Annotated in this window: 24 protein-coding genes; 7 read left to right on the top strand and 17 right to left on the bottom strand. The window is 69.2% G+C overall.

Annotation, left to right across the window (positions count from 1 at the left end; genetic code table 11):
• Positions 1 to 88: 88 nt before the first annotated feature.
• The 17 genes from E3T61_RS16000 to E3T61_RS15920 form a co-directional block, all read right to left on the bottom strand.
• The gene (locus E3T61_RS16000; protein ID WP_134641793.1) at positions 89 to 1,267 is read right to left on the bottom strand and encodes a flagellar hook protein FlgE; all 1,179 of its coding nucleotides are present in this window, start codon (positions 1,265 to 1,267) and stop codon (positions 89 to 91) included.
• Between the two features lie 147 nt (positions 1,268 to 1,414).
• Entirely contained in the window at positions 1,415 to 1,861 is a 447-nt protein-coding gene (locus E3T61_RS15995; protein WP_134641792.1) for a flagellar hook assembly protein FlgD, read from the bottom strand.
• A 63-nt stretch (positions 1,862 to 1,924) separates the two neighbouring features.
• Positions 1,925 to 3,727 carry a flagellar hook-length control protein FliK gene (locus E3T61_RS15990; RefSeq protein WP_134641791.1) on the bottom strand — a complete coding sequence of 601 codons (1,803 nt, stop codon included), beginning with the start codon at positions 3,725 to 3,727 and terminating at the stop codon, positions 1,925 to 1,927.
• A complete protein-coding gene (locus E3T61_RS15985; protein ID WP_134641790.1) occupies positions 3,724 to 4,392 on the bottom strand; it encodes a C40 family peptidase in 669 nt (222 codons plus the stop codon). Before E3T61_RS15985 ends, E3T61_RS15990 begins: the two co-directional genes overlap by 4 nt.
• Positions 4,389 to 4,835 (bottom strand): flagellar export protein FliJ, encoded by a 447-nt coding sequence (locus E3T61_RS15980; RefSeq protein WP_134641789.1) that lies wholly within the window; start codon positions 4,833 to 4,835, stop codon positions 4,389 to 4,391. Before E3T61_RS15980 ends, E3T61_RS15985 begins: the two co-directional genes overlap by 4 nt.
• Positions 4,832 to 6,202 carry a FliI/YscN family ATPase gene (locus E3T61_RS15975; protein WP_134641788.1) on the bottom strand — a complete coding sequence of 457 codons (1,371 nt, stop codon included), beginning with the start codon at positions 6,200 to 6,202 and terminating at the stop codon, positions 4,832 to 4,834. Before E3T61_RS15975 ends, E3T61_RS15980 begins: the two co-directional genes overlap by 4 nt.
• On the bottom strand, positions 6,199 to 6,909 hold the full coding sequence (locus E3T61_RS15970; RefSeq protein ID WP_134641787.1) for a FliH/SctL family protein: 711 nt from the start codon (positions 6,907 to 6,909) through the stop codon (positions 6,199 to 6,201). Before E3T61_RS15970 ends, E3T61_RS15975 begins: the two co-directional genes overlap by 4 nt.
• Positions 6,902 to 7,918, bottom strand: a complete 1,017-nt coding sequence (gene fliG, locus E3T61_RS15965; RefSeq protein WP_134641786.1) for a flagellar motor switch protein FliG — start codon at positions 7,916 to 7,918, stop codon at positions 6,902 to 6,904. Before fliG ends, E3T61_RS15970 begins: the two co-directional genes overlap by 8 nt.
• On the bottom strand, positions 7,918 to 9,534 hold the full coding sequence (gene fliF / locus E3T61_RS15960; RefSeq protein ID WP_134641785.1) for a flagellar basal-body MS-ring/collar protein FliF: 1,617 nt from the start codon (positions 9,532 to 9,534) through the stop codon (positions 7,918 to 7,920). Before fliF ends, fliG begins: the two co-directional genes overlap by 1 nt.
• Positions 9,534 to 9,842, bottom strand: a complete 309-nt coding sequence (fliE, locus tag E3T61_RS15955; protein WP_130176789.1) for a flagellar hook-basal body complex protein FliE — start codon at positions 9,840 to 9,842, stop codon at positions 9,534 to 9,536. The genes fliF and fliE overlap by 1 nt, the downstream gene beginning before the upstream one ends.
• Positions 9,842 to 10,234 (bottom strand): flagellar basal body rod protein FlgC, encoded by a 393-nt coding sequence (locus E3T61_RS15950; RefSeq protein WP_134641784.1) that lies wholly within the window; start codon positions 10,232 to 10,234, stop codon positions 9,842 to 9,844. Before E3T61_RS15950 ends, fliE begins: the two co-directional genes overlap by 1 nt.
• A complete protein-coding gene (locus E3T61_RS15945) occupies positions 10,234 to 10,575 on the bottom strand; it encodes a flagellar basal body rod protein FlgB (protein WP_134641783.1) in 342 nt (113 codons plus the stop codon). The genes E3T61_RS15950 and E3T61_RS15945 overlap by 1 nt, the downstream gene beginning before the upstream one ends.
• Before the next feature lie 146 nt (positions 10,576 to 10,721).
• Positions 10,722 to 11,114, bottom strand: coding sequence for a hypothetical protein (locus E3T61_RS15940; RefSeq protein ID WP_134641782.1), 393 nt, complete (start codon positions 11,112 to 11,114; stop codon positions 10,722 to 10,724).
• Complete coding sequence (fliS, locus tag E3T61_RS15935) at positions 11,101 to 11,598, bottom strand: flagellar export chaperone FliS (protein WP_241992617.1); 498 nt, start codon at positions 11,596 to 11,598, stop codon at positions 11,101 to 11,103. The genes E3T61_RS15940 and fliS overlap by 14 nt, the downstream gene beginning before the upstream one ends.
• Positions 11,598 to 12,926: a flagellar filament capping protein FliD gene (fliD, locus tag E3T61_RS15930; protein WP_134641781.1), complete on the bottom strand. Its 1,329-nt coding sequence runs from the start codon at positions 12,924 to 12,926 to the stop codon at positions 11,598 to 11,600. The genes fliS and fliD overlap by 1 nt, the downstream gene beginning before the upstream one ends.
• Before the next feature lie 152 nt (positions 12,927 to 13,078).
• The gene (locus E3T61_RS15925; RefSeq protein ID WP_194114247.1) at positions 13,079 to 13,912 is read right to left on the bottom strand and encodes a flagellin N-terminal helical domain-containing protein; all 834 of its coding nucleotides are present in this window, start codon (positions 13,910 to 13,912) and stop codon (positions 13,079 to 13,081) included.
• Between the two features lie 84 nt (positions 13,913 to 13,996).
• Positions 13,997 to 14,971 carry a sigma-70 family RNA polymerase sigma factor gene (locus tag E3T61_RS15920; protein WP_338145535.1) on the bottom strand — a complete coding sequence of 325 codons (975 nt, stop codon included), beginning with the start codon at positions 14,969 to 14,971 and terminating at the stop codon, positions 13,997 to 13,999.
• Between the two features lie 338 nt (positions 14,972 to 15,309).
• Between E3T61_RS15920 and E3T61_RS15915 the strand changes: the two genes are divergently transcribed.
• The 7 genes from E3T61_RS15915 to E3T61_RS15885 all read left to right on the top strand — a co-directional run bounded on the left by E3T61_RS15915 (position 15,310) and on the right by E3T61_RS15885 (position 25,059).
• The gene (locus tag E3T61_RS15915) at positions 15,310 to 15,849 is read left to right on the top strand and encodes a flagellar protein FlgN (RefSeq protein ID WP_338145534.1); all 540 of its coding nucleotides are present in this window, start codon (positions 15,310 to 15,312) and stop codon (positions 15,847 to 15,849) included.
• A 34-nt stretch (positions 15,850 to 15,883) separates the two neighbouring features.
• The gene (flgK, locus tag E3T61_RS15910) at positions 15,884 to 17,338 is read left to right on the top strand and encodes a flagellar hook-associated protein FlgK (RefSeq protein ID WP_134641780.1); all 1,455 of its coding nucleotides are present in this window, start codon (positions 15,884 to 15,886) and stop codon (positions 17,336 to 17,338) included.
• A gap of 3 nt (positions 17,339 to 17,341) precedes the next feature.
• The gene (gene flgL, locus E3T61_RS15905) at positions 17,342 to 18,235 is read left to right on the top strand and encodes a flagellar hook-associated protein FlgL (RefSeq protein WP_134641779.1); all 894 of its coding nucleotides are present in this window, start codon (positions 17,342 to 17,344) and stop codon (positions 18,233 to 18,235) included.
• On the top strand, positions 18,232 to 18,651 hold the full coding sequence (locus tag E3T61_RS15900) for a flagellar assembly protein FliW (RefSeq protein WP_134641778.1): 420 nt from the start codon (positions 18,232 to 18,234) through the stop codon (positions 18,649 to 18,651). The genes flgL and E3T61_RS15900 overlap by 4 nt, the downstream gene beginning before the upstream one ends.
• A gap of 32 nt (positions 18,652 to 18,683) precedes the next feature.
• The gene (locus E3T61_RS15895; protein WP_241992616.1) at positions 18,684 to 21,011 is read left to right on the top strand and encodes an acyltransferase family protein; all 2,328 of its coding nucleotides are present in this window, start codon (positions 18,684 to 18,686) and stop codon (positions 21,009 to 21,011) included.
• A gap of 435 nt (positions 21,012 to 21,446) precedes the next feature.
• Complete coding sequence (locus E3T61_RS15890) at positions 21,447 to 22,430, top strand: acetylxylan esterase (RefSeq protein WP_134641777.1); 984 nt, start codon at positions 21,447 to 21,449, stop codon at positions 22,428 to 22,430.
• Between the two features lie 100 nt (positions 22,431 to 22,530).
• Positions 22,531 to 25,059: a glycoside hydrolase family 2 protein gene (locus E3T61_RS15885; RefSeq protein WP_241992615.1), complete on the top strand. Its 2,529-nt coding sequence runs from the start codon at positions 22,531 to 22,533 to the stop codon at positions 25,057 to 25,059.
• The last annotated feature ends 18 nt before the right edge of the window (positions 25,060 to 25,077 follow it).

Below are 25,077 nucleotides of genomic sequence, written 5' to 3'. Positions count from 1 at the left end.
AGATCCTGCGAGACGGTGTGAGTTCAGGACACACCTCGCGAGGTCACAGACAAGCTCGACCAACGAATGAGACCTCTTATTGCGTCCGTTAGCGCTTCAGGTTGGTGAGCTCCTGGAGCACCTCGTCCGAGGTGGTGATAATGCGGGCGTTCGCCTGGAAGCCGCGCTGGGCGACGATGAGGTTGGTGAACTCCTGCGACAGGTCCACGTTCGACATCTCCAGAGCGCCACCGGTGAGCGAACCCAGCCCGGTGGAGCCGGGTGCGCCGAGCGCGGCCGTGCCGGAGTTGAAGGTGGCCCGGTAGCCGTTCGAGCCGGTCTTCTCAAGGCCGCCCGGGTTGGTGAACGTGGCGAGGGCGATCCGGCCGAGAGCCTTCTGCTCGCCGTTACTGAACAGGCCCACGAGGGTACCGTCCTTGCCGAACGAGTAGGACTCGAGCGAGCCGGGAGCGGTGCCGTCCTGAGATTTGACCGCCGCAGTGCTGATCCCAGCGAGGCCGGTGAGCGCCGTCATGTCCACCACAATCCCATTTACGGTGAGCGATCCGCCCGAGACGAGTTTGCCATCCGTGAACGCCAGAGCCGGTGTCGCATCGTCAGCTATTGCGCCGTCCAAGCCACTCACTTTCCATCCACCATCTCCCGTACTTGTGAACGTGAGCTTCACAGTGCGCGCCGCCCCGGCCGCGTCGTAAGCCTTGACGTCACGCAGCAGGCTGGTGCCGGCTGCCGCATCCGAGGGCAGATTGCCATTCATGGTGACCTTGCTCGTCTCGTTTCCCGGGATGACGGCGTTGACCGGCAGCGACAGGTCCCCGACGGCGCCGCCCTCGTTGACCACACCGTTCACCGCACCCCAGCCCTGCACGATCGCACCCGACGGGGTGACGAGGCGTCCCGCGGAGTCGAAGTCGAAGGAGCCTGCCCGGCTGTACACGGTCTCGCCGCCCTGCTGGGTGATGAAGAATCCGTCACCGGAGATGAGCATGTCGGAGGCCTTGCCGGTGGCCTGCGACGATCCCTGCGCGAAGTTGGTAGAGATGCCGGCTACCTGCACGCCGAGGCCCACCTGGGCCGGGTTCGTGCCACCGGTCGTGGCGCCCGGGCCGCCGGCGCCCTGGGTGAGCTGGGAGAGGGTGTCCTGGAACTGGGTGGCCGAGGCCTTGAACGCGGTGGTGTTGACGTTGGCGATGTTGTTGCCGGTCACGTCGAGCATGGTCTGGTGGGCGCGGAGGCCGGAGATACCGGAGTACAGGGAGCGAAGCATGAGAGCTTCCTTTCGAGAGAGTGACTGCAGCGGATGTGTCTGGGCGGTGATGTCGTTCTGGTGCCGGGCGGGCTATTCACCGGATGGTGAGGGCCGGCGACGGCGGGCGTCGAGGGGCAGGATCGCGCGTGGCTCACGCGTATGCCATTACCCCTTCGGGGCGGTCACCCCCGAGATCGCGTCGAGCGCCACACTGGCGGTGCCGACGGTGACCTGGGGCACCGGGCCGGCGAAGGACACCGCTGTCGCGATGCCGGTGACGCTCGCGCCGGCGGCATCCGTGTAGGTGACGTTCTGGCCGACCAGGGCGGCAGCGGCCGTGCGCATCTGCAGCGAGAAGTTCTCGTCCGCGGTGGTGGACAGCGCGGTGAGTTTTTCCATCATGGCCAGCTGGGTGGTCTGGGAGATCATCTGGTTGGTGTCCATGGGTGAACTCGGGTCCTGGTTGCGCAGCTGGGCCACCAGAAGAGACATGAAGGTCTCCGAGTCGAGGGTCTGCTTGGGCGCTCGCACCGGGGTGTTCGAGTACATGCTGGCTCCGGTGGTGGAGTCTGCTGCGGCGGTGGACACGGAGCCGACGGCGTCGATGGTCATGGGGTCTCGTTTCTGGGAGTCGGCGTGTGGTGTGGGGAGGGAAGCGGGTGGGATGGGGGCGGGTCAGGCGAGAACATCGACTCGTCCCCTCACTTGGTCGGATCCTGCGGGTCCTGTCCCTGCCTCGACGGCCGTGGTCTCGGCGCCGATGGACATGGGCCGAAGCCAGGGATCGGTTGTGCCGGGCTCTCGGCGGCGATCCTGGGCCTCGCGCGGATCCCCGCCGAGCGTCGCACTCCCCTGACCCTGCTGGTCGGCCGCTGGGCGGTCCTGCCGGCCCGAAGAGCCGGCGTCACCGGGCTGGTTGCGTGCAGACACGTCGAGGCTTGCCGCAAGTGCACCACCGGCGAGGTCGCGGCGCAGGTCGGGCAGAATGAGCCGCAGTGCTTCCCGCGCCATGTCGGTGGGGGCGAACAGCTCCAGACGGATGCCGGCGGCGCTGATCTGCGCCCGCACCACGACCGGTCCGAGATTGTCGGGAGTGACGCTGATCGACATCGTGTGTTCGCCGGGTCCCGCCGCCGCGAGGCTGAACAGCGGACGCGCGACCTGGCTGGCCAGCGGCACGGGAACGGCAGGACCGGTCGGCAGCGGCGCCGCCGCGGCACCGGCAGGCGCGGCGTTCGCGGGGGCCACCGGACCGGAGAGTGACGGTGGAACGAGGCCGGCTGCCTGGCTCTCGGCAGCAGCAGAATCGCCCGTGGCGACGTCGGGAGACCGGGTGGACCAGACGGCGCCGGTGGCACCGCCGTTGGCAGCCCCATTCGAGGCAAGCGCCGTCGCGGCAAGCGCCGTCGCGGCAAGCCCAGTCGCGGATGTTCCGGTCGCGGAGGTCTCTGTCGCGGAGGTCCCGGTCGATGCTGCCCCGGTAGCCGCCGTCCCGGTAGAAGCTGTCCCGGTCACCGCATCCCCGCGCGACGCAGCCCCAGCCGTGGCAGCCCCGGTCCCGGCAGTCCCGGCACCGGCGGCGGCAGTTCCGGCGGCCGCGGGTCCGGTCGCGTTGGTGCCGTTCACCGCAAGTCCGTTTGCCATCGCCCCGTTCACGGCCGGCCCGTTCGAGCCGGTCTGGGTTGAGGCGGTGCCGTTCGCGGCGGATCCGTTCGTTGCGGTTCCGTTGGCGGCGCCGGCGTTCCCGGACGTGGCGTTAGTGGCGGTGCCGTTCGGGGCGGTACTGGACCCGTCGACTCCGGTCGCGGCCTGTGGAGTGTCCCCGGACACGGCGGTCGACCCGGATGCGCCGGACTGGGCCGATGCTTGAGCCGCCGGCTGGATCGTCGGCAGCAGGGTTCCGGAGGGAAGCATGGCATCGAGCGTTCCGGTCACGGTGACGTCACCGGATCCGACTGGAGACACGGCGTCGGTGGCCGCTTCCAGGTCGGCCGCGCCCGCGAGGTCACCCGTCGGGAGGGCCTCGGCGGACGCAGCGGATCCGGGCCGACGCGGTCCACCCGGGGATGCTGGGTCGGGGCCGGCACCGTTGGCCAGGAAGGCAGCCGGCACTGTGCCCGCGGGTTGGGCAGCGAGCCGGGCCTGGTTTGCGGGGTCGTCGGAGAGCCCGGTATCCCTCGGCGCGGGGGCCGAGGCTGAGACCTGCTGCGCGGGATTGGTGTGCGCTGGCCTCGTCGGCGCGGGCTTGGCCCGTGTGGGCTGCGGCGACTTCACGACGTCGAGAGTCGGAGGCGTGCCGGCCCGCGCTCCGGCCGAGCCGGCCCTGGCGCCCGGTCCGGTCACGGCACCGCGCATGGCTCCCGCGAAGGAGTCGGCGCCGGCAGCGGACTCCTGCTGGGATCCTCGCGATCCGCGACCGACGGCGGACCCCGGGGCTCCGGTGGAACGAGGGAACTGTGTGGCTGCTGTGGTCGTCATGAGGACTGTCCTGAGCTGGACGTTCCGTTGAACATCGATGCGAATGCGGCCGTCAGCAGGTCGGTGGAGTTGGCGGGCAGGCCTGCCGTCGCCGCCTGATCGGGGATCACCCGGCGGATGGTGGTGATCTCGGAGTCGTCCATGTAGGCATCCACCTTGCAGACCGTTCGACCCTCGTAGGGCGCATGGATCACCTGATTGTTGCCGGCGTAGATCAGGATGTGGTCCCCGCCACCGGTGACGATGAGGTCGCCGGGCTTGGCCTCGGCCAGCGACGCGACCTCGGTGCCGATGGTCATCTGCCCGGACACCAGTCGGGGAACCTCGATGCCGAGGTCGGCGTAGACGCGCTGCACCAGACCGGAACAGTCCATTCCGGAGCTGTCCTCGCCGCCGAACACGTAGGGCACACCGAGATACTTCTCGGCGGCCGCAACGACGCCGGCGCCGGTTGCGCCCGAGCCTGCGGTGCCGGTGGCCGCGGCTGCGGTACCGGTAGCCGCGGCAAGCGCGTCGGCGAAGCTGGTCGCTGAGACGGCCGAGGCAGCGGTGCTGCTGGCCGTGCTGCTCTTCGCGATTCCGGTACCGCCGGAGACGAGGTCGTTCAGCTGAACCAGCCTGGACTGGATCTCGCCCATCCGGCCGAGCGCATCCACCATCGTCATTGTTTCTCCCCCGTCGGTGTCTCGCCCTGGCGCCGGTGCCAGCTCGTCGACGCGATCTCGTCGATGACTGTCTGTTCGGCGTGCAGTTCTTCAGCAGCGGCCAGGTCGCCGTGGCGTCCCTCGAGCTTTTCCAGGCTCACCGCAGCGGATTTCTTCGATTCGAATTCCCGCTGCGCGTCGACGACGGCCTGCTCGGCGATGGCATCGAGCGCCGTGAGTTCGGCCAGCATGCTGCGGGATGACGCCCGGGCGGCGGCGATCGCGTAGAGCGTGTCGGCGCCGGTGGCGCTGATCGGGAGGTGCTCAAGCGCTGCCCGGGTCTCGTCGATGCGCGTCGTCGCGGCCCGGAGCCGCGCGTTGGCCACGGCCAGGTCGCCAGCGGCCTGGTCCTGCTGCAGGTGCCGCAGGCGCAGCAGCCCGGCGAGCGAGAAGGCGCGGCTCATCGGGTGACGCCCAGCAGTCGGGCCAGCGTGGCCAGTCGGTCCCAGGCCTCGGCGGCCGGTGTGTGTTCGTCCATCCGCTGTTGCAGGAACGCCGTGATCGCCGCGTCGTGATCGACGGCGGCGTCGACCAGCGGGTTGGTGCCTCGGCGGTAGGCGCCCACATCGATGAGGTCCTGGGCGGAGCGCCGGGCGGCGAGCACCGCGCGCAGCGTGCCCGCCACGGCGGCCTGCTCCGGCGTGGTCACCCGCGACGCCACCCGGGAGATGGAGGCGAGGGCATCGACGGAAGGAAAGTGGCCGAGGACGGCCAGTTTGCGGTCGAGCACCACGTGACCGTCCAGAATCGAGCGGGCGGCATCGGCGATGGGTTCGTTGTGGTCGTCGCCGTCGACGAGCACCGTGTAGATGCCGGTGATCGAGCCGGCCTGGTCGGTGCCGGCGCGTTCGAGCAGCCGGGCGAGCAGCGAGAACGTCGACGGCGGGTAGCCGCGGGTGGCCGGCGGTTCGCCCACCGACAGACCGATCTCGCGCTGGGCCATCGCCACCCGGGTGAGCGAGTCCATCATCAGCATCACGTCGGCGCCCCGGTCGCGGAACGACTCCGCAATGCGGGTGGCCACGAACGCAGCCCGCAGCCGCATCATGGCCGGCTCGTCCGAGGTCGACACCACGACGATCGACCGGGCGAGTCCCTCCGGCCCCAGGTCGTCCTCGAGGAATTCGCGTACCTCACGGCCGCGCTCGCCCACCAGGGCGATCACGGAGACTTCGGCATCCGTGCCCCGCGCGATCATCGACAGCAGCGACGACTTGCCCACGCCGGAACCGGCGAACAAGCCCATCCGCTGCCCCTTGCCCACGGTGGTGAGAGTGTCGAGCACCCGCACACCCAACTGCAAAGGCGACTGGATGCGCGACCGGGCCATGGCAGACGGGCTGGCGTTCTCGAGAGGCACCCGTTGGTCCACGACGAGGGGCCCCTTGCCGTCGATGGGGCGGCCCAGCCCGTCGATCACCCGGCCGAGCAGGCCGGAGCCGGTGGGCACGAGGAAGCCGACCCCGCTGCCGCTGGCGCGCACGGGGTCGCCCACCCGGATGCCGGTCAGCCGGCCCAGCGGCATGCAGCGCATCCCGTCCGGGGTCGTGGCGACGACTTCGGCGTCCACACCGGCGGTGTTGGCGGTGCCGGCGGACGTCTGGCCGATGCCCGGCCCGCCGATGACGACAAGATCGCCGATGGCGCCGTTCAGTCCGCGCACATCCACGCTCAGGCCCACGATCGACGACACCACGCCGACCCGCTCCGGGCGGGCCGCTGCCAGGGCGCGGGCCAGGCGGTCGGTGCTGTCCGGCCGGGTGAGGGTCATGCGGTGCCTCCGGCCAGGGCCGCCCTGGCGCGCTGCAGAGCGCTGCCGATCCGGGCATCCAGGTAGCCGTCGGGGAACTCGCTGACGGCGTCGCCGCGGGACAGGCTCGCATCCGCCACCAGGGTGACGCCCGCCTCGGCCACGGCGGTGATGTCGAGCGCGGCCAGGTCGTGCGGGTTCAGCCGCACGGTGTGAGTGGCGGTGGGGCTGATGCTGCGGCCTGCGGCCGGTGCCGGCCCGTCGGCGATGGTGCGTCCGAGCGCGGCCCGCACCGCGGCGGTTTCGTCGGCGAGGGTGTGACCGATGATCGCCTCGGCCAGGTCGATGGCAGCCTCGAGCAGGGTGTCTTCGACGTCGTGCAGCACGGGGACCGTGCGCGCCTCGAGCGCCCGTACCGCTGCGTTGAGCCCGACCAGGGTGCGGTCGTGTTGTTCGTCTGTGGCCCGCATCAGCTCGGCGTGTTCGGCCTCGAGCCCGGCGACCCGTGCGTCGACGGCCGCCGCTGCCGCGCGCAGGCCCTCGGTGTATCCGGCGGCGTGGCCTCTGGCCTGCCACTGACGTTCGATCCTCGCCCGGTCCTCGCCCTGGCCGCGGCTCTCGCCGGCGTCGGCGAGGGTGGGAAAGACCAGCGCTGAGAAGTCGTTGTCCGTAGCTTCAGGTGCGGCCGCGCCAGCGCCAACCAGGCCAGGGCCGGCCGCGCTAAACAACGAAGTCGTCCTCGTCGGCGCGCTGCACGGTGATGGCCCCCTGAGCGGCCAGGTCTCGGATTGACCGCACAATGGTGGCGCGGGCCTCCTCCACCTGCGAGACCCGCACGGGTCCGAGGTTGACGACCTCGTCGTTGAGCATCTCCCGGTTCCGCTCGGACAGGTTGCGCTGGATGATGTCGATGACCAGTTCGGTGGAGCCCTTCATGGCGACCGCGAGCACGGCGGAGTCGATGCCGCGCAGCACCAGCTGCACATCCCGGTTCTCGAGCTTGACGATGTCCTGGAAGGTGAGCATGCGCGAGCGGACCTCTTCGGCCAGCACCGGGTCGCGTTCCTCGAGCGCTTCGAGCAGGGCGCGTTCGGTGCTGATGTCCGCGCGGTTGATGATCTCCACCAGCGGTTGCACCCCGCCGACGACCCCGGCGGAGTCCTTGGATGCCGCGACGGCGCCGATCCGCTTCTTGAGGATCTCGGTGACCACCCGTAGGGCCTCCGGCGTTGCGGGTCCGGTGGAGGCGATGCACTGGGCGACGTCGGTGCGCACCGGGCCGTCCAGCCCGGACAGGATCGCTGAGGCGTGCTCCGGACGCAGGTGTGCCAGCACCAGGGCGATGGTCTGCGGGAGTTCGCCGTCGAGCAGAGCGAGCACCTGCAGCGGGTCGACGGTGTCGAGGAATTCGAAGGCCTTGCCGGCCATCGAGGTGGCCACCCGGCTCATCACTCCGGCGGCACGTTCGGCGCCGAAAGACTTTTCAAGCAGCCCGATCGCCACGGCATGGCCGCCGCGGGGGTTGCGGGCGCCGATGGTGGTGAGCTCGTGGAACTCGGCGACGGCACTGTCCATGACGGAGGAGTCGACCCGGCGCAGCTGCACGATCTCGGCGATGATCTCGGCAGCCTCGACTTCGGAGAACTGCTTCATCACCTCAGAGGCACGCTGCTGATCCATGGTCATCAAGACCACGGCCACCTTCTGGGTTCCGGTCAGGCCTGTTTTGGTGTCCATCAGGCCGGCTGCCGATCGTCCATCAGGCCGCGCAGCATCTCGGCCGCCATCTGCGGATCACGCAGGGCGAGGGCATCGATGTCAGCCACACGCTGGTCGCCGCCGCCCGGCAGGGCACCGCCGCCGGCGACCGGGTACGCCTGGGTGGGCGCTGAATCGATGAACAGCGGCGCCATCTGCGGCGGCAGCGAGAACGGCACCGTCGGTGCGTCCAGAGCCGACCGCGCCTGGACCAGCTCGTTCAGCTCGATGGCCTGCCGGCTCTGCCGGCGTGAACGCCTGGCGTAGAGGATCAGGCCGAGCACGAACGCGATCACGGTGCCGGCCACGATCAGGCCCACCTGCAGGATGCCGGCGTTCCGGGCGGCTTCTTCGGCAGCGGCGGCCTCGGCCAACGCTGCGGCCGCAGCGTCTGCGCCTGCGGCGTTGAAGCTGACGACCTCCACGGTCACCGCGTCGCCCCTGGCCACGTCGATGCCGGCAGCGGAGGAGACCAGGCTCGTGACGTTGGCCACGTTGAGGTTCTCGGCGACGGCCGCGTTCACAGCCACCGAAACCGTCTGCCGGTTGATCTCTCCCGCGGGCACCGTGCGGGTTTCGGTCACCTTGTTGATGGCGTTGTTCCGGGTGGTGTCTTCGGAGGTGAAGGTACCGTCGCCGGTGGCCTCGGCCGGAACGGCGATGTTGTCGGGGCCGAGCACTCCGGCTGCGGCTCCCCCGCCGCCCGTGTAGGACTCCGTCGTGACGGCCTCGTTCAGTGCCGGGGCGTTCTCGGGAACCGAGAACGATTCCTCGACGACCTGGGCGCTCTGGTAGCTCATGTCGGCGGCCACCACGACGGTGGCGTTGCCCGGCCCGACGACCTTGTCGAGCATGGCCTGCACGGAGCCGCGCACCCGCTCCTCATAGTCGCTGGCCTGCTGGCCGGCCGAGCCGGTGGCGCCGACGCCCACCGCGGACAGCACCACACCGGCGGCGTCGATGACCGCCACATCCGTGGGCTTCATCCCGTCGATCGACGCACTGGTGAGGTGCACGATGGCCTGCACCTGGTCGGCGTTCAGCGTGATGCCGTTCCGGGTGCCCACGAAGACGGAGGCGGTGGGGTCGTTGGTCTCCTCGGTGAAGACCGTGGCCTCGGGGATCGCCAGGCGCACCGAGGCGGTCTGCACGCCCTTCATCGCTTCGATGGTGGCGGCGAGTTCGCCCTCCAGGGCACGCTTGTAGGTGACCGACTGCTGGAATTCGGAGGCGGTGACCCCCATGGTGTCCAGCAGCGAGTACCCGCCGGTGCTGGACGACGGCAGGCCGGCAGCAGCGGACTTGAGCCGTTGGTCGTAGACGTCGGCCTCAGGTACCAGGATGGTCGCGCCGCCGTCGCTGAGCTCGTAGGAGACCCCGTCGGTGCGCAGCTGCTCCACGATGGTGTTCGCGTCGGAACCGCTCAGGCCCGAGTACAGCGGTGTGTACGCCGGCTGGGTGGCCCACATCGTGAGCGCGGCCGTGCCGAGTGCCAGCACGGCCACGCCGATGATGGCCATGGTGCGCTGGGCGACGGTGAATTCCCGGATGGCGTTTCCCAGGCGACGAAACACCGAGGTGATCTGGGCGGGCATCAGGCCTGCATCCTCATGATGTCGTTGAACGCCTCGACGCCCTTGTTACGCACGGCGGCGACGAGTTCGAGGGTGACCTGCGCCCGCGACGACGCGATGGTGGCGGTGTGGATGTCGTCGAGGTCGCCGGTGACGGCCTGGATGGCGTAGCTGTTCGAGGTGGACTGCAGTTGCTGCAGGTTGTCCACCGCCCCGGTGAGGGCGCTCGCAAAGCCGGAACCTGAATCGGAGGCATCGGCGGCGGTACTGGCGGGCAGATAGGACGTGGCGCTGACGGCCGGCGCCGATCCGATGGCGGGGATGGTCATCAGTTGCGTCCGATCTGGAGGGCGGCTTCGTAGGAGGTCTTGGCCCGGTCGATGACGGCGGCGTTGGCCTGGTAGCCACGCTGGGCCATGATCAGCTCACCCATCTGTTCGGCCATGTCGATGTCGGGGCGCCGCACGTAGCCGTCGGCATCCGCGATCGGGTTGTCGGGTTCGTAGACCAGAAGTCCTTCGGCGTCACCCTGCGCGATGCCGGTGACGTAGGCGCCGGAGACGCCGGCACCCTCCTGCGCCACGACGTACCGGGCCTGGAAGGCGGCCCCCGACGTGGGCGTGGCGGTGTTCGCGTTCGCGATGTTGTCGGCGACGGCGTCGAGCCATTTGCGGTGCAGGGTGAGGCCGGTACCGGCGATCCCGAGTGCGTCGAGGCCCATCAGCTGGTCCTCAGGGCGGCGCGCATGCTGGAGTCGGCGCCGGCGACGGCCTGCGACGCGAACTGGTAGCGCAGCACAGTGTCGATGTTGGCGACGGTTTCGGTGTCGAGGTTCACGTTGTTGCCGTCGAGCCGGGTCGGTTCAAGCGACCGGGCCGTGCTGGCCGCGCTGTGGCCGTCGCCGGCCTGCACCGACCTCGCCAAGGCATCCTCGAAAGACACCCGCTGGGCCGTGTAGCCGGGGGTATTCACGTTCGCGATGTTGTTGGCGATGGTGCGCTGGCGCAGGGCCAGGCCATCCAGGGCGCTGGACAGCGCCGCGGTGGTCACGGATTCGATCACGGCAAGCCCGTTTCGTCGTCAAATAATCAGACGGCCGATCCGTGGCCTGGGGTGAGCAATCCGTGCTCATCCTTAGCTATCGGCCCTCCGCGACGATGCGTTAGCGCTCTCGGAGGGAATGTCGCAAAAAAGTATCGGCGCGGAGATCAGCCCGCGATGTCGAGGTACACAGGCTGGTCGGACCGGTGGGTCGAAAGAATTGTGCGCACGGCCGCCAGGTGGGCGCCGGCCGAGCGGCGCGCATCCTCGATCTCCCGGATCAGCTCGAGCTGGCCGGCGATCAGCATCCTGGCCCGCTCCTCGAGCTCCTGCGGCAGCTGGCCCAGGTGTTCGGGGGCCCGCCACTGCACGCCGGTGACGAGCGCTCCGCCCTGGGCGGAGAGCACGGCGTCCCTGGCGCCACTGCCGAGGCTAGCCTCGAGGTCGTCGAGAACCTGCAGCCAATCGGCGTTGCTGGTGCGGTACCCCGCCAGCGCGGCGCTGTCCGGCCGGCTGCTGTGCGGCCGGGCGCTGCTGGAGTGAAGGTCAGGCGACTCCACGGTAGCCCTCCGCGCTCGGAGCGGTCTGCGGGGCGGGCAGGGCGCCGGCGGCTTCGTGCCAGGCCTGGCGCAGTGGCTCGAGCAGGACGATGCTCTCGCGGGTGCGCGCCACGTCCCGGTGGATGTTCGCACCGATCAGGGCATTGGACACGTAGGTGTAGATCGCCAGCAGGCCGTCGGCGCCGTCCCAGGCCGTGACGTTCAGCGAGGTGGTGAGTTCGTCGACGATCGCCTGGGCGTGCAGCAGGTTCTCCGAGGCGACCGGCCAGTTCTCGCCGACCTGGGCGTCCTCGGCGCGGGTGAGGTCAAGCATCAGCCGGTCGTAGAGCATCGTGAGCAGGCGCACGGGTGTGGCCGAGAGCACAGCCTCACGGTTGAGCTGGGCACGCTTGGCCTGCGCGCCGGCCAGCTGGGATGCCGACGGCTGAGCTGCCGGCATCTGCTGTGCCGGCAGCTGGTAGGACGGGAACAGTGTGGTTGTCATCAGCTAGAGCTCCCTGTGTAGGTGTCGGGTAGTGAATTGATTTGCGAGGTGAGCCAGGAGGACTGAGCCTTCAACTCCCCCAGCCTGGATTCCATGGCGGTGTAGACCCGTTCGAGCGAGGAGCGTTTAGCGGTGAGCCTGAGGTCCCAGTCGCTGATCTCCAGGCCCATCGTGCGCACCTGGGACTGTTGGCTGGTGATGGTGGCGGTGAGGGTGCCGTCGTATTTGTCGGATGCCGTCGCCGCGGCGGTCGCGACCCGGCCGGAGATCTCCTGCACGGTCTTCATCACACCGGCCGGGTCCTTGGCCAGGGCGGCGGCGAATTTCTCGGCGTCGAATTCCAGGGTGCCGCTCTTGGTGATGCTGATGCCGATCTCCGACGGCGAACGACCGTCGACGGGCATCGACGCGGCCGAGAGCAGGTTCTGCTTGACGGTGCGGATGGTGCTGTCGCCGGCGAAGAGCCCGGCCGTGGTGACGCTCTTGCCCGTGGAGTCGGTCGTGGTCGAGACGGCCGACCGGTTGGTGATGACGGCGAAGATGTCGTTCAGGCCGCTGACCAGTCCGCCGGCCATCTTGCTGATGGCGGCGTCGTCCCTCGTCACGGTGAGCGTGACCGGTGTCGCGGAGACCGCATTGACGGTCACATCCAGACCGGGCAGCAGGTTGGTGAAGGTGTTGGTGCCGGAGGTGATGGTCTGTTCGGCCGCGCTGCCGGCCCAGAGCGTCACCTGGGCATCCTGGGCGCCCTTGACCTGGGTGGTCGGAACCGTGCCGCCGGAGACGGTGAAGGCCGCGGCGGAGCCGGTGGCGGTGCTGCTGAACTGCACGCGGAAGCCGTCGGCGCCGACGGCGACCTTGGTGGCGGTGATGCCGAGTCCGGCCGCGTTGACGGCGGAGACGACGTCGTCGAGCGATGTGGATGCCGGCGTGAGCACGGTGGCTTTGCCGGTTGCGTCGGTGAGGGTGAGGGTTGCGTCCGGCCAAGCGCTGAGCGGGCCGGTGACGGTCACCTGGTTCTGGGCGAGCCGGCCCACCGTGACGTCGATCACACCGGCGGCGGCGCCGGTGCTGGTGGTCGCGGTGACCTGGCCGGAACTACTGGTGGCCGTGTAGAGGTCGTAGCTGGCGGGCTTGCTCGCCTTGGTGGCGGCGTCGGCGAGAGCGGCGACCTGGGTGTTCAGCCCCTGCACGGCGGTGGTGTACGCCTGGGCGGCGGTGACCTTGCCCTTGAGCAGGGTCTGCGGGATCGCCTCGACCGCGATCAGGTTGTTGATCAGGGTCGTGGTGTCCTGGCCACTGATCAGGCCATCGATGGAGAGTCCCATTGGCGCCGTGTCCGTTCCGTTGGTCTGCGGGTGTGCGAGTGGCCGGCGGCCCGCGCGTTCTGAGGTCCAGGTCAGAGTGAGCGTGCCGCCGGCCGATTCCCGGTCAGTCGACGTGTGCGGCTTTTCAGCCGGTCAGTCGGTCAGTCCGTGATCTAGCGCAGCAGCGAAAGGACGCCCTGGTTGGACTGGTTCGCCTGCGCGAGCATGGCGGTACCGGCCTGCGACAGGATGCTGGAGCGGGTGTACTTGACCATTTCCTCGGCCATGTCGGTGTCGCGGATACGAGAACCGGCAGCGGTGAGGTTCTCCTTGGAGACGGCGATGTTGCGGATGACGCTCTCGAACCGGTTCTGGTTTGCACCTAGCTCGGCCCGCGAGGTGGAGACGCCCTTGATTTCAGTGTCGACCGCTTTCACCGAAAGGAGCGCTGCGGTCGAGTCGGTGAAGGTGAGGGCTTTCACTGCAACCGCAACCAATTCGACGTCAGAAAGGTTGACGCTGATCGTGTCAGTTCCGGCCGTTCCGCCGGCGCCTACCTGGAAAACGAGCGGGGTGGCCTCCGCGGTCGAGTCGGCAAGCTGGATGCCGTTGAAGTTGGTCGACTTAGCGATTCGGCTGAGCTCCTCTCCCAACGCCGTCACCTCGGTCTGGATCGCGATACGCGAGTCATCGTTGTTCGAGCCGTTACCGGCCTGAACGGCGAGGTCACGAACGCGCTGCAGGATGGTCTGGACCTCGCTCAAGGAACCTTCAGCGGTCTGGATGACCGAGACGGCGTCCTGGGCGTTGCGGCTGGCGACCGTGAGGCCACCGACCTGCGACTTCAGTCCCTCGGAGATGGCCAGGCCGGCCGCGTCATCCGCTGCGCGGTTGATGCGGAGGCCGCTGGAGAGGCGCTCGAGCGACTTGGCCATGTCGGTCTGGGTCGAAGCCAGGTTGCGGTAGGTGTTGTTTGCCGCGAGGTTGGTGTTGATCTGCATACCCATGATGTGTTCCTCCGTGATTGGGTGGTGTTCGCCTGCCCATCCATGGGCTGACACTGAGACCTATCGGCCCCGCCCGGCGGGACGTTAGCCGTTGCGGGAGAAAAGTTCGCGGGAGTCGAGCACAATCGGCTGCGCCGCAGTGATATCGGTGACGGCGGCCAGCCCGACCCTGGCGGGAGCAGAAGACCCAGCGGTGCCGGTGGTGCCGGTGGTATCGGTGGCCATCGGGGGCACAGCGGTCAAGACGACAGCGGCATCCGGCTTCCGGTCGTGCGCGAGGTGGGTCATGCCGAGCATCGCCTGGTCGGCCAGCCTGGACAGGTAAGCGCTGCGCCGGGCTGGGGCCACCGTGGACTCCGGCACGTACTCCGCGTCGGCGTCGTCGGCGTAGTGCGTGCCGAGCCCGTCGCGCAGCAACCGGATGGCCTCAGAGCGCTGCTGGGAGACGGCCGAGTGGGTGATGCCGAGGTCAGCTGCGATCTCCTTGACCGAGCGGTCCTCGAAGTAGACCTGCTCCACGATCAGCCGCATGCGCTCCGGCAGCGCCACCACAGCGGCCCGCAGATACGTGAGCCGCTCGGCAGACAGCAGGGATTCCTCGGGCAGGACCGTGTCGGCGACGAGGAACTCCGCGGTGGTGTCGTCCAGGGTCGTGAGGGTCCGGTCGGAGTCGGCGAGGCCGGCCAGCGCGGTCTCCCGGTCGACACCGAGGGCGGCGGCGACCTCGTCGACGGTGGCGCTGCGGCCCAGAGCCGCGGCCAGAGTCTCCTGAACGTTGCGGGTCTCCTTGATCCGGCGGCGAGCCATCCGGGTCGCCCAGTCGTTTGAGCGCATCTCGTCGGCGAAGGCGCCGATGATGCGGCGGCGGGCGAAAGCTCCGAAGGGAACGCCCAGGCTGGCGTCGAACGCGTCTGCCGAGGTGATCAGGGCCAGCGAACCGGCCGAGGCCAGGTCGTCGCGGGACAGGTGTCGTGCCTTGGCCCACACTTCGGAGACCAGGTAACCGACGAGGGGCAGGTTCTCGACGACGAGTTTGTTGCGCTCTGAACGATTCACCACGTGCCCTCCTGATTGGTGCTGCCTGCTGCCATGCGGTCTACGAACGGAGACGGGTCTCGGTGCGCTGCCGGGTGAGCAGGGTGAGGGATGGCGTCATGAAACTGCGCAAAAAACCGCCCGGGACAGGGAGTTCGGGTCCCAGTTCCTGCGGCTTGCGCCTGGCTATTACGGTAACAACAGCGCTCGCCTATTGTGCACGTGTTGTGCCCCCCAGTACGGGGCATCGGTGTCCTATCTTTGGGGGACACAGGAGCCGTGATTCCGCGGGCCGCCGGGCGAAAGCCCGAATTCCCAGCTAACGGCCAGGAATTTGCGGCCGATAGTGCTCCCGAATGGTCATGGAATCGTACGATGGATCAACGAGCCTGCAGGGGCGGAAGGGCAGTGACAACGTGGGCGCCAATGAACTGTCTGCGCTGTTGTGGCGTGAACGCGAACTGCTTGAATTGTTGGTCTTCAAGCTCGATGAGGAGCAGCTGCTGCTGAGCGCCGGCCGTACCCGTTGGGTGCAGCACGCGACCCGCGAAGTGGAGCAGGTTCTCGAGCTTGTGCGGGAAGCCGGGCTGGGCCGTTCCGTCGAGGTAGCCGCTGTCGCCACCGAGTGGGGCACCTCACAGGATGCGACGCTGAGCGAACTCGTGCAGCAGGCCCCCGCCGGACCCTGGGGAGACATCCTCGGTGCGCACCTCACCGCCATGACCGAGCTGATCGCGCAGATCCGCAGCCTGCGCGACGTGAACGAACAGTTCCTGCGGTCCGCCGCCCGGTATACCCAGGAGAGCCTGGCCGGAGTCGACGCTCAGGCCACCACCTACGACTCCCGCGGCGCCTCGGATGCTCCGGCCACCGCTGCCCGACTCTTCGACCAGAGCCTGTGAGACTGACCGCGATGACTGACCGACTGAGGACACGATGAGCACATTCGGCGGCCTGAACACCGCGTACTCCGGGTTGGTCGCCGCGCGGGCCGGACTCGACGTGGTGGGGCAGAACATCGCCAACGTCAACACCGAGGGCTACACCCGCCAGCGCGTGACGACGTCTTCCACCAACGCTGCCGCCCGGGCCGGGCTGGTCGCCTGGGGAGCGACGCCGGGTACCGGTGTCTCTGTCGACGGAATCTCCAGGCTGGGCAGCGCCACCCTGGACGCCAAGGTGCGCGCGACCGCCGCAACCGCTGGCTACACCGCTGTACGCGCCAACGCGCTCGGGTCCATCGAGAACTCGCTCAAGGAACCCGGCGTGAACGGCCTGTCTACCCAGCTGCAGGAGTTCTGGGCCGCCTGGGGAGAACTCAGCAACGGCACCGATGCCGCGGCGGGCGCTGGACTGCTGCTCGGCGAGGCCGGTCAGCTCACCGCCCAGATCGGCTCTGGGTACCGTGCCGTCACCGACGAGTGGGCCGCGGTGCGCGGCAGCGCCGACTCTCTGGTCACCGAGGTCAACGGGGCCGCGGCCCAGGTCGCCGAGCTCAACGGCATCATCCGGCAGACCCTGGCCAGCGGCGGGTCGGCCAACGAAGCCATCGACAAGCGCGACGCGCTCACCGCCACCATCGCCGCCATCACCGGCGCGAGTGTGCGCCCCCAGGCCAACGGCACCGTGGACGTGCTGATCGGCGGCAACACCCTGGTGTCCGGCACCGATGTGCAGACCCTCAAGGTGACCGGCCCGACCTCCTTAGCCAGCAGCAACGGTCCAGTTCAGATGGAGTGGACGCACCACCCGGGTACCCCCGTGGTGGTCGACGGCGGCGAACTCGCCGGCGCCCTGTCGCTACTCGGCCCGGCGGATACTGCCGGCACCGGAGGCGCCCTCGCCGAGGCCGCAGCTTCCTACAACGACTTCGCCACCCGACTGGCCGATTCCGTCAACGATCTCCACCGCACCGGGGCGATCAGTGCCGATCCTGACGTCGAAGCCAAGCTGGACTTCTTCTTCTACGACGCCGCGAATGCCGCGTCCTCGCTGAAGGTCATCCCCAAGGACGCCGCCGGCATCGCGGCAGGCACACCGAAAGCGGGCGCGGCCGACGGTAGTGTCGCCGACAAGATCGCGCAGCTGGGCACTGCGCGCGCCCTGGACTCCAAAGACAACCCCGTCACCTCCCCCAACGTCATCTGGTCGACCTTCGTCACCAAGCTGGGCGTCGACACCGGCATCGAATTGGCCCAGGCCTCCTCGGCGAACCTGTCGGCCAGCGCCGCGGTCACCATGCAGCTGTCCAACTCCTCGGTCGACATCGACGAGGAGAACGTCAACCTGCTCACCTTCCAGCACGCCTATCAGGGCGCCGCCCGGGTGATGACTGCGGTGGACGAGATGCTCGACACCCTGATCAATCGCACCGGACTGGTGGGAAGGTAACCCATGATCCCCCGCGTCACCAGCCAGACCCAGATGCGCTCCGCGCAGGCGAATCTGCAGGCCAGCGCCCAGCGCCTCGCCCAGTTGCAGGACCAGTCCTCGACGCTGAAGACCATCAGCCGGGCCTCCGACGACCCCGCCCGCGCCGCGAACGCCATGGCCGTGCGGGCCGAGCAGCGGGCCACCGCCCAGTACACCCGCAATGCCGACAACGGCAACGGCTGGCTGACCACGCTGGACACCGCGCTCGGCGCGAGCACCACGATCCTGACCCGGGTGCGCGACCTCACCGTGCAGGGCGCCAACGCCGGCACCATGTCCCCCGCGGCCAAGGAAGCCATCGCCGTGCAGATCGACGGCCTCAAGAAAGACCTGCTCAGCCAGGCCAACGCGAGCTACCTGGGCCGCACGGTGTTCGCGGGCAACTCCGACGCTGGTGTGGCCTTCTCGCCAGAGGGCGTACACAGTGGCGGCTCTGCGGCTGGTGTCGAGCGGCGCGTGGGTGTCGACAGCACGGTGCGGGTGGATGCCGACGGCGCCGCCGTCTTCGGAACCGGCGACACCTCAGTGTTCAAACTGCTCGACAACATCTCGTCGGCGTTGCGCAGCAAGGACCCGACCGTGAAGGTGTCGGACCACCTGGCCGCTGTCGACGCCGCCGTGAATACCGTGATCGCGGCCAATTCCGACGTCGGCGCCCGGCAGGCCAGGATCGGGAGCGCCTCCGCCGGCCTGGTCAGTGCGAAGGGTAGCCTCGAGGCGCAGCGCGTACAGCTCGAGGATGTCGATCTGGCGACCGTGATCCTCGACCTCAAGCTGCAGGAAGTCGCCTACCAGTCCGCCCTCGCGGTCACCGCCCGCGTGATCCAACCGACCCTGATGGACTTCCTTTCATGACCGCCACCCTGAGTTTCCTCTCCCCGCCGCCCGGCCTGGCGCCGCTCACCGACTTCCAGCTACGGGAAATCACCGGGGCCGCCGGACTTTTCGCCCTGCAGTCCGCCGTGGACCTGCACACCAGGCTGTTCGTCCTTGACGCGTCGGTGTACCTGCCGGACTATGCGCCCGTCATCTCCGACGAGCATGCCCGGGCGCTGGACCTCGCCGGCCCGGACCAGGCAATGGTCCTCGTGGTCACCAATCCGGGCGAGACCGGCACCACCGTCAATCTGATGGCCCCGATCGTGGTGAACGCCGACACCGGCCGGTGCGCCCAGATCATCCTGGACGGCCAGGATTGGCCGCTGCGCGCCGAGCTGACCCCGCGCGCCGAGGCGCCGAGCGCCGCCCAGCACAACACCGCCCGGGAATAGACTCGGCGGGGTTCAAAAGCTGGGGGACGCGCGTGATATCTGAGATCGGGGCACCACCGCCCGACGGATCAGCGACCCCGCCGGCAGGTCCGACGCCCGCCCGTCCACGCCAGTCCCGGCCGGGCGCCTCGCGTCCCAATGCCACCCGCATCGTCACGATCCGCACGACCACACCGCCGGATGCCGGCGCTCCTGCACGGGCCACGCCGTCTGTTCCGACGCCGCCTGATCCCACGCAGCCCACACCGCCCCCGGCCACCGGCCCGGCCCGGCCACCGTCGAGCCGCCGCCGGGACGTCCAGGGGCTCCGCGCCCTCGCGGTCCTCGCCGTCATTCTCAATCACGTGATCCAGTGGCCCACCGGCGGGTTCGCCGGTGTCGACATCTTCTTTGTCATCTCCGGCTTTCTCATCACCGGCATCCTGCTCCGCGAACACGAGAGCACCGGCCGCATCTCGCTCACGGCGTTCTACGGCAATCGGCTCCGCCGGATCCTCCCCTCGGCGGTCGTGGTCCTCGGGGCCACCGCCACCGTGGGCTACGTCCTGTTCAACCAGTCCCGGGCACTGTCCACCGCCTGGGACGCCCTCTCGTCGTTCCTCTTCGTCGCCAACTGGCGGTTCACCGCCGTGGGCACCGACTACTTCAACGCCCTCGCACCGGCCTCCGCCGTGCAGCATTACTGGTCGCTCTCGGTGGAGGAACAGTTCTACCTCCTTTGGCCGTGGCTGATGCTCCTGGTGCTCTTCGCGTTCGCTCGGGGAGCACGCACCCCGGGCCGCGGCCGGCGCGCCGTCGGCATCCTCGCGGCCGTCATCGTGGTGGCATCCTTCGGCTATGCCGTCTGGGAGAGCCGGGCCAATCCGACTGCCGCGTACTTCTCCACCCTGTCCAGGGCCTGGGAGCTCGGTGTCGGTGCGATCGTTGCCGTCGCCGCCCCTCTGGCCGCCCGGATGCCCGCCGTGTGGCGGGTACTCCTCGGCTGGAGCGGCCTGGCAGGCATCGTCGCCTCGTTCTGGCTGCTCAGCGGCGACCTGGCTTTCCCGGGCCCCTGGGCCGCCCTGCCTGTGGCGGCGACGGCGCTCGTGCTCGTGGCGGGCGTGGGCGGGCCGCAGCGCAGCTTGGTCCCCCTGACCAACCCGATCAGCGTCTACCTCGGCGACATATCCTACTCGCTCTACCTCTGGCACTTCCCGGTCCTGGTTTTCCTCACCCTGCTCCTTCCCGAGCGAGGCTTGCCGAACACCCTGATCATTCTCGGCACGATCCTGGCCGTCTCGGTGACGTCGTACTACCTCATCGAGCAGCCACTGCACCGCTCCCCCTGGCTGCGCGGCCGCCGCTCCCTGGCCGAGCGTCGTGCGGCCTGGCGCGACTGGCGGGAGAAGTTCAGCACCCAGTTCGTCCTCTCGTCGATGGGGGTGTTCGTCATTGTGATCGTCGTCGCCGTCTCGTTCCAGCTGAGCAACGCCCCGGCGGCTCCCCAGGCCGCGCCGGTCGGGGATGCCCAGTCCGACGTCAACCCCGAGGAGGCCCTGCAGGCCGACCTGGCCGCCGCCGCCGCCGCTACCGCCTGGCCGGACGACCTGTCGCCCACCCTCGATGCGGTCATGAGCCGCACCTCGAACGACAACCCGGCGCGGGCCTGCTTCGACATCGGCAATACCCCGGATTTCGACCGCTGCACCTGGGGGTCCCCAGACGCCCCCAACCAGATGTACCTGGTCGGCGACTCCGAGGCCCTCTCCTACGCCCCTGCATTCAAGGCCATCGCCGAAGCCAGCGACAACCAGTGGCAGATCACGACCATCGGGCTCTACGGCTGCCGGTTCACCGAGGTGCTGGTCGCCAACGACGGCGCCGGTGTGATGGATGCCTGCCCGCAGCGCAAACTCGACATCAGCGAGCGGATCGTCGCCGACGCCCCGCAGCTGGTGGTGGTGGCCAACGCGTTCGCCGAGGGGCAGGACACCAACCGGTCGCCGCTGTCGGTCGCGAGCATGGTGGCGTCGACCCTCGCCGAGACAGCCGGTTACAACGCCGCCGGCAAGATCGTCTACCTGGCCGCACCGCCGCTCGGCGCCGACCTCGGCCAGTGCTACTCGAAGGTCTCCAGCCCCCAGGACTGCAACACCGGCATCGGTCAGGTCTGGCAGCAGTTCGCCGGCGCACTGTCCGCCCCGTCGGCGACCGGCGATCATTTCATCAGCTCGCTGCCGTTCAGCTGCGCGGGCAGCATCTGCCCGGCATTCGCCGGCACCATCCCGACCAAGTACGACACCGTGCACATGACCCCGGCGTACGCCGAGCACGTGGCCCCGGCCATCCGCCACGCCCTCGGCGCGCTCGGTCTCATGTAGCCGGCGGCAATTTCGAAACCTGCGGCGGCGATGCTGCCGCAGGTATAGTCGGTGCTGGCGCCAGCGTTGGCGCCGGCGACCTCACCCCGAAATAGCCGCGGGCTCCAACAGCTCCGGCTGAGGACGCACCCAGCCCCTCGACCCTGTCGAGGTTGCCGCCGCGCTCTGCGCCGCGGAAGAAGCTCCAGAGGTGTTCCATGGGTGACAGGTCCTTCCCCCGGCCGGGTGAAAAATCGCCCGAGCTCTCGATACAACGCCACTTCCTCGCGGCCACTCCCGCCCGCTCGCCGCTGCGCTTGATGTGCCGACGCATCGGGGAACCCGGCAGCCACGACGATCCGATGGCACTCGGTGGCCGGCACTCGGTCATCGTTCCGCACCAGAGCCCCTGACAGACCCCAGCCGCCCACGTCCGTAATCCGAGAAAGGCAACCAGTGCCCCGCTTAGACATGCCCCTGCCCGAGCTGCAGTCGTACCGTCCCGAGATCGCCGAACCTGCCGACTTCGACGTCTTCTGGCAGCGCACCCTGGCCGAGGCGCGGCAACATCCGGCCGAGCCGCAGCTCACCAGGGTGGACTCGCCGTTGACCGAAGTGGAGGTCTACGACGTCACGTTCAACGGCTTCGCGGGCGACCCGGTCAAGGCCTGGTTCATGGTGCCGGCTGAGCGAAGCGGCCGGCTGCCCGACCGGCTGCCCACCGTGGTCGAGTACAACGGCTACGGCGGCGGCCGCGGCTTTCCGCACGAGCGCCTCGGCTGGGTCGCCAGCGGCTACGCCTACCTGTTCATGGATACCCGTGGCCAGGGCAGCGGCTGGGGCTCCGGCGGCGACACCGCAGACCCGCACGGCAGTGGACCGTCCTCGCCCGGCTTCATGACCCGCGGCATCCAGTCGCCGGACGACTACTACTACCGCCGAGTGTTCACCGACGCCGTCCGGGCGATTGACGCGGTGCGCACCCTCGACAGGGTCGACCCTGAACGGGTCGCGGTCTGCGGCGGCAGCCAGGGCGGCGGTATCGCCCTGGCGGCAGCCGGGCTGGCCGAGGGACTGGTCGCTGCGATGCCGGAGGTGCCGTTCCTCTGCCACTTCGAACGCGCCGTGGGCATGACCGACAACGACCCGTACCACGAGATCGTGCGCTACCTCTCGGTGCACCGGGACCAGGTAGAGCAGACCTTCACCACCCTCTCCTACTTCGACGGCGTCAACCTCGCCAAACGGGCCACGGCCCCGGCGATCTTCTCGGTGGGACTGCTCGATCCGGTCTGTCCGCCGTCCACGGTCTTCGCCGCCCGCAACCACTACGCAGGCGATGCCGAGATCGAGGTCTACCCGTTCAACCAGCACGAGGGCGGCCAGGGCCACCACTTCGTGCGCCAGGCCGCCTGGCTGTCCCGCCAGCTGGCCCGGTAGCGGCCTGCCGCAGCGCCGGCCCGATCATCTTCCTGTTCCCGCAACGATTCATCGACAACGGCGTCAGGTCGGGAACAACCACGCAACGTCTGGAAAAGCAATGTCTGAAAACACCATGGCACTCTCCTCCCACACCCCCGTCGTCCGCCTGCTCGACGCCGACTGGAGCCTCACGGCCCTCGACGGCCCGGTGCCTGCGCACCTCCGCCGGCTCACGGTGCCGGCCACCGTGCCCGGCTCCGTGCACACCGATCTGCTGGCCGCCGATCTCATCCCCGATCCCTACCTGGACGGCAACGAGCAGCTGCTCTCCTGGATCGGCCTGACCGACTGGCGTTACAGCACCACCTTCGCCTGGAACCCGGCCGGAGCCGACCGCTCTGAACTGGTCTTCGCCGGCCTGGACACCATCGCCGAGATCGAGCTCAACGGGGTGCTGCTCGGGACCACCCGCAATATGCACCGCAGTTACACCTTCGACGTGGGCTCCAGGCTCAAAGCCGGTCTCAACGAACTCGTGGTCGTGTTCCGGTCCCCCATCAAGGCCGCGGATGCCGCCAGCCTCGAGCTCGGCTACCGCCCGCACGTCAACCATCATCCGTACAACGCGATCCGCAAGATGGCCTGCAGCTTCGGCTGGGACTGGGGCATCGACACGTCCACCTCCGGACTCTGGAAGCCGGTGACCCTTGTCAGCTGGTCCACCGCACGGTTGGCGACGGTGCGCCCGATCGCCACGGTGCGGCCGCCGGCCGGCGACAGGGCCGGCTCTTGCGGCGGCACCGTGCAGGTGCACGTCGACGTGGCCCGCGCCACGGAAGCGCCGGTGAGCGTCACCGCCGCCGTGGCCGGGATCAGCTGCACCGTCGAGCTGGCACCGGGAGCCACCAGCGGCACGGTCACCCTCGAGGTGCCCGGGGTCGACCTGTGGTGGCCGGCCGGCTACGGCGACCAGCCGCTCTACGACGTCCTCGTCACCCTGCACGCTCCCGACACCGCCGACACCGCCGCGGAGCTGGACCGCTCGAGCACCCGCATCGGTTTCCGCACCGTCGCGTTCGACACCACCCCGGACGAGCAGGGCACCCCATTCACCCTCGTGATCAACGGCCAGAGCGTCTTCGTGCGCGGCGCAAACTGGATCCCCGACGACGCGTTCCCGCACCGAATCGACCGGGCGCGCTATCAGCAGCGGCTCGAGCAGGCCGAGTTCGCCAATATCAACCTGATCCGGGTGTGGGGCGGCGGCATCTTCGAGAGCGACGACTTCTACGACCTCTGCGACGAGCGGGGCCTCCTCACCTGGCAGGACTTCCTGCTGGCCTGCGCCGCCTACGCCGAAGAGGCCCCGCTCGGCGACGAGATCGAGGCGGAGGCCAGGGAGAACGTCGCGCGGCTCGCCGCGCATCCGTCGCTCGTGGTGCTGAACGGCAACAACGAGAACCTCTGGGGCTTCCAGGAGTGGAACTGGAAGCTGCGCCTGGACGGCAAGACCTGGGGCGCCGGCTTCTACTACGACATCTTCCCGGCCGTCGTCGCCGAGCTTGCGCCGCACATCGGTTACACACCCGGCAGCCCGTTCTCGCCCGTCGCCGGGAGCATCCGGAACGACCTTCACCCCAACGACCCCGAGCACGGCACCATGCACATCTGGGACCTCTGGAACCAGCGCGACTACCCCGCCTACCGTGACTACGCGCCCCGCTTCGTCGCCGAGTTCGGTTGGCAGGGGCCGCCCACCTGGTCGACGCTCACCGAGTCGATCCACGACGTGCCGCTGACCCCTGAGTCGCCCGGCATGCTCGTGCACCAGAAGGCCATGGAGGGCAACGTCAAGCTCACCGACGGGCTGCTGCCGCACCTGCCGCTGCCGAACGAGATCGGCGACTGGCACTGGGCGATGTCGCTGAACCAGGCCACTGCGATCAGCACCGCGGTCGAGCACTTCCGCTCGCTCTCCCCGCACTGCATGGGCAGCATCGTCTGGCAGCTCAACGACTGCTGGCCGGTCACCTCGTGGGCAGCTGTGGACGGCTACGGCCGGCCCAAGCCGCTGCTGTATGCGATCAAGCACGCCTACGCCGACCGGCTGATCACCATCCAGCCCCGCCAAGGCGGCCTGTCCGTGATCGCGGTCAACGACTCCACCGACGCCTGGAGCGGCGAGCTCCGGGTGCGGCGGTACACAGACGCGGGAGCCGTCCTGGCCGAGCACGCCGAGCAGGTCACCCTGCCGGCGCGGTCGAGCGTCACCGTGCCGCTGCCCGCATCCGTGTCCGCGGCAACGGATGCGGCGGCGGAGCTCCTCCGCGCCGAACTGGCCGGGGTGCGCGGGCACTGGTTCTTCGCCGAGGCCCGCGACACGACCCTGACCGCTGCCGAAGCCGAGGTGACCGCTGTGCGGACCGCCGGCGGCTACACGGTTCAGGTCACCGTGCCGGTGCTCACCCGCGACCTGGCCCTGCTGGTCGACATGGTCGACCCGGACGCCCAGGTCGACGACATGCTGGTGACCCTGCTGCCCGGCGAGAGCGTGGTCTTCACCGTCACCTCGGCCCGGGACGTCGACCCGTCCGACTTCGCCGCGCCGACCGTGCTGCGCAGCACCAACCAGCTGGTACCGCGGTGACGGCCGGGCTGCGGCCGG

It is taken from the genome of Cryobacterium lactosi, assembly GCF_004403945.1.
Taxonomy (GTDB): domain Bacteria; phylum Actinomycetota; class Actinomycetes; order Actinomycetales; family Microbacteriaceae; genus Cryobacterium; species Cryobacterium lactosi.
The sequence above is the reverse complement of the archived record's forward strand: the minus strand, read 5'-3'. Positions and strand labels throughout refer to the sequence as shown.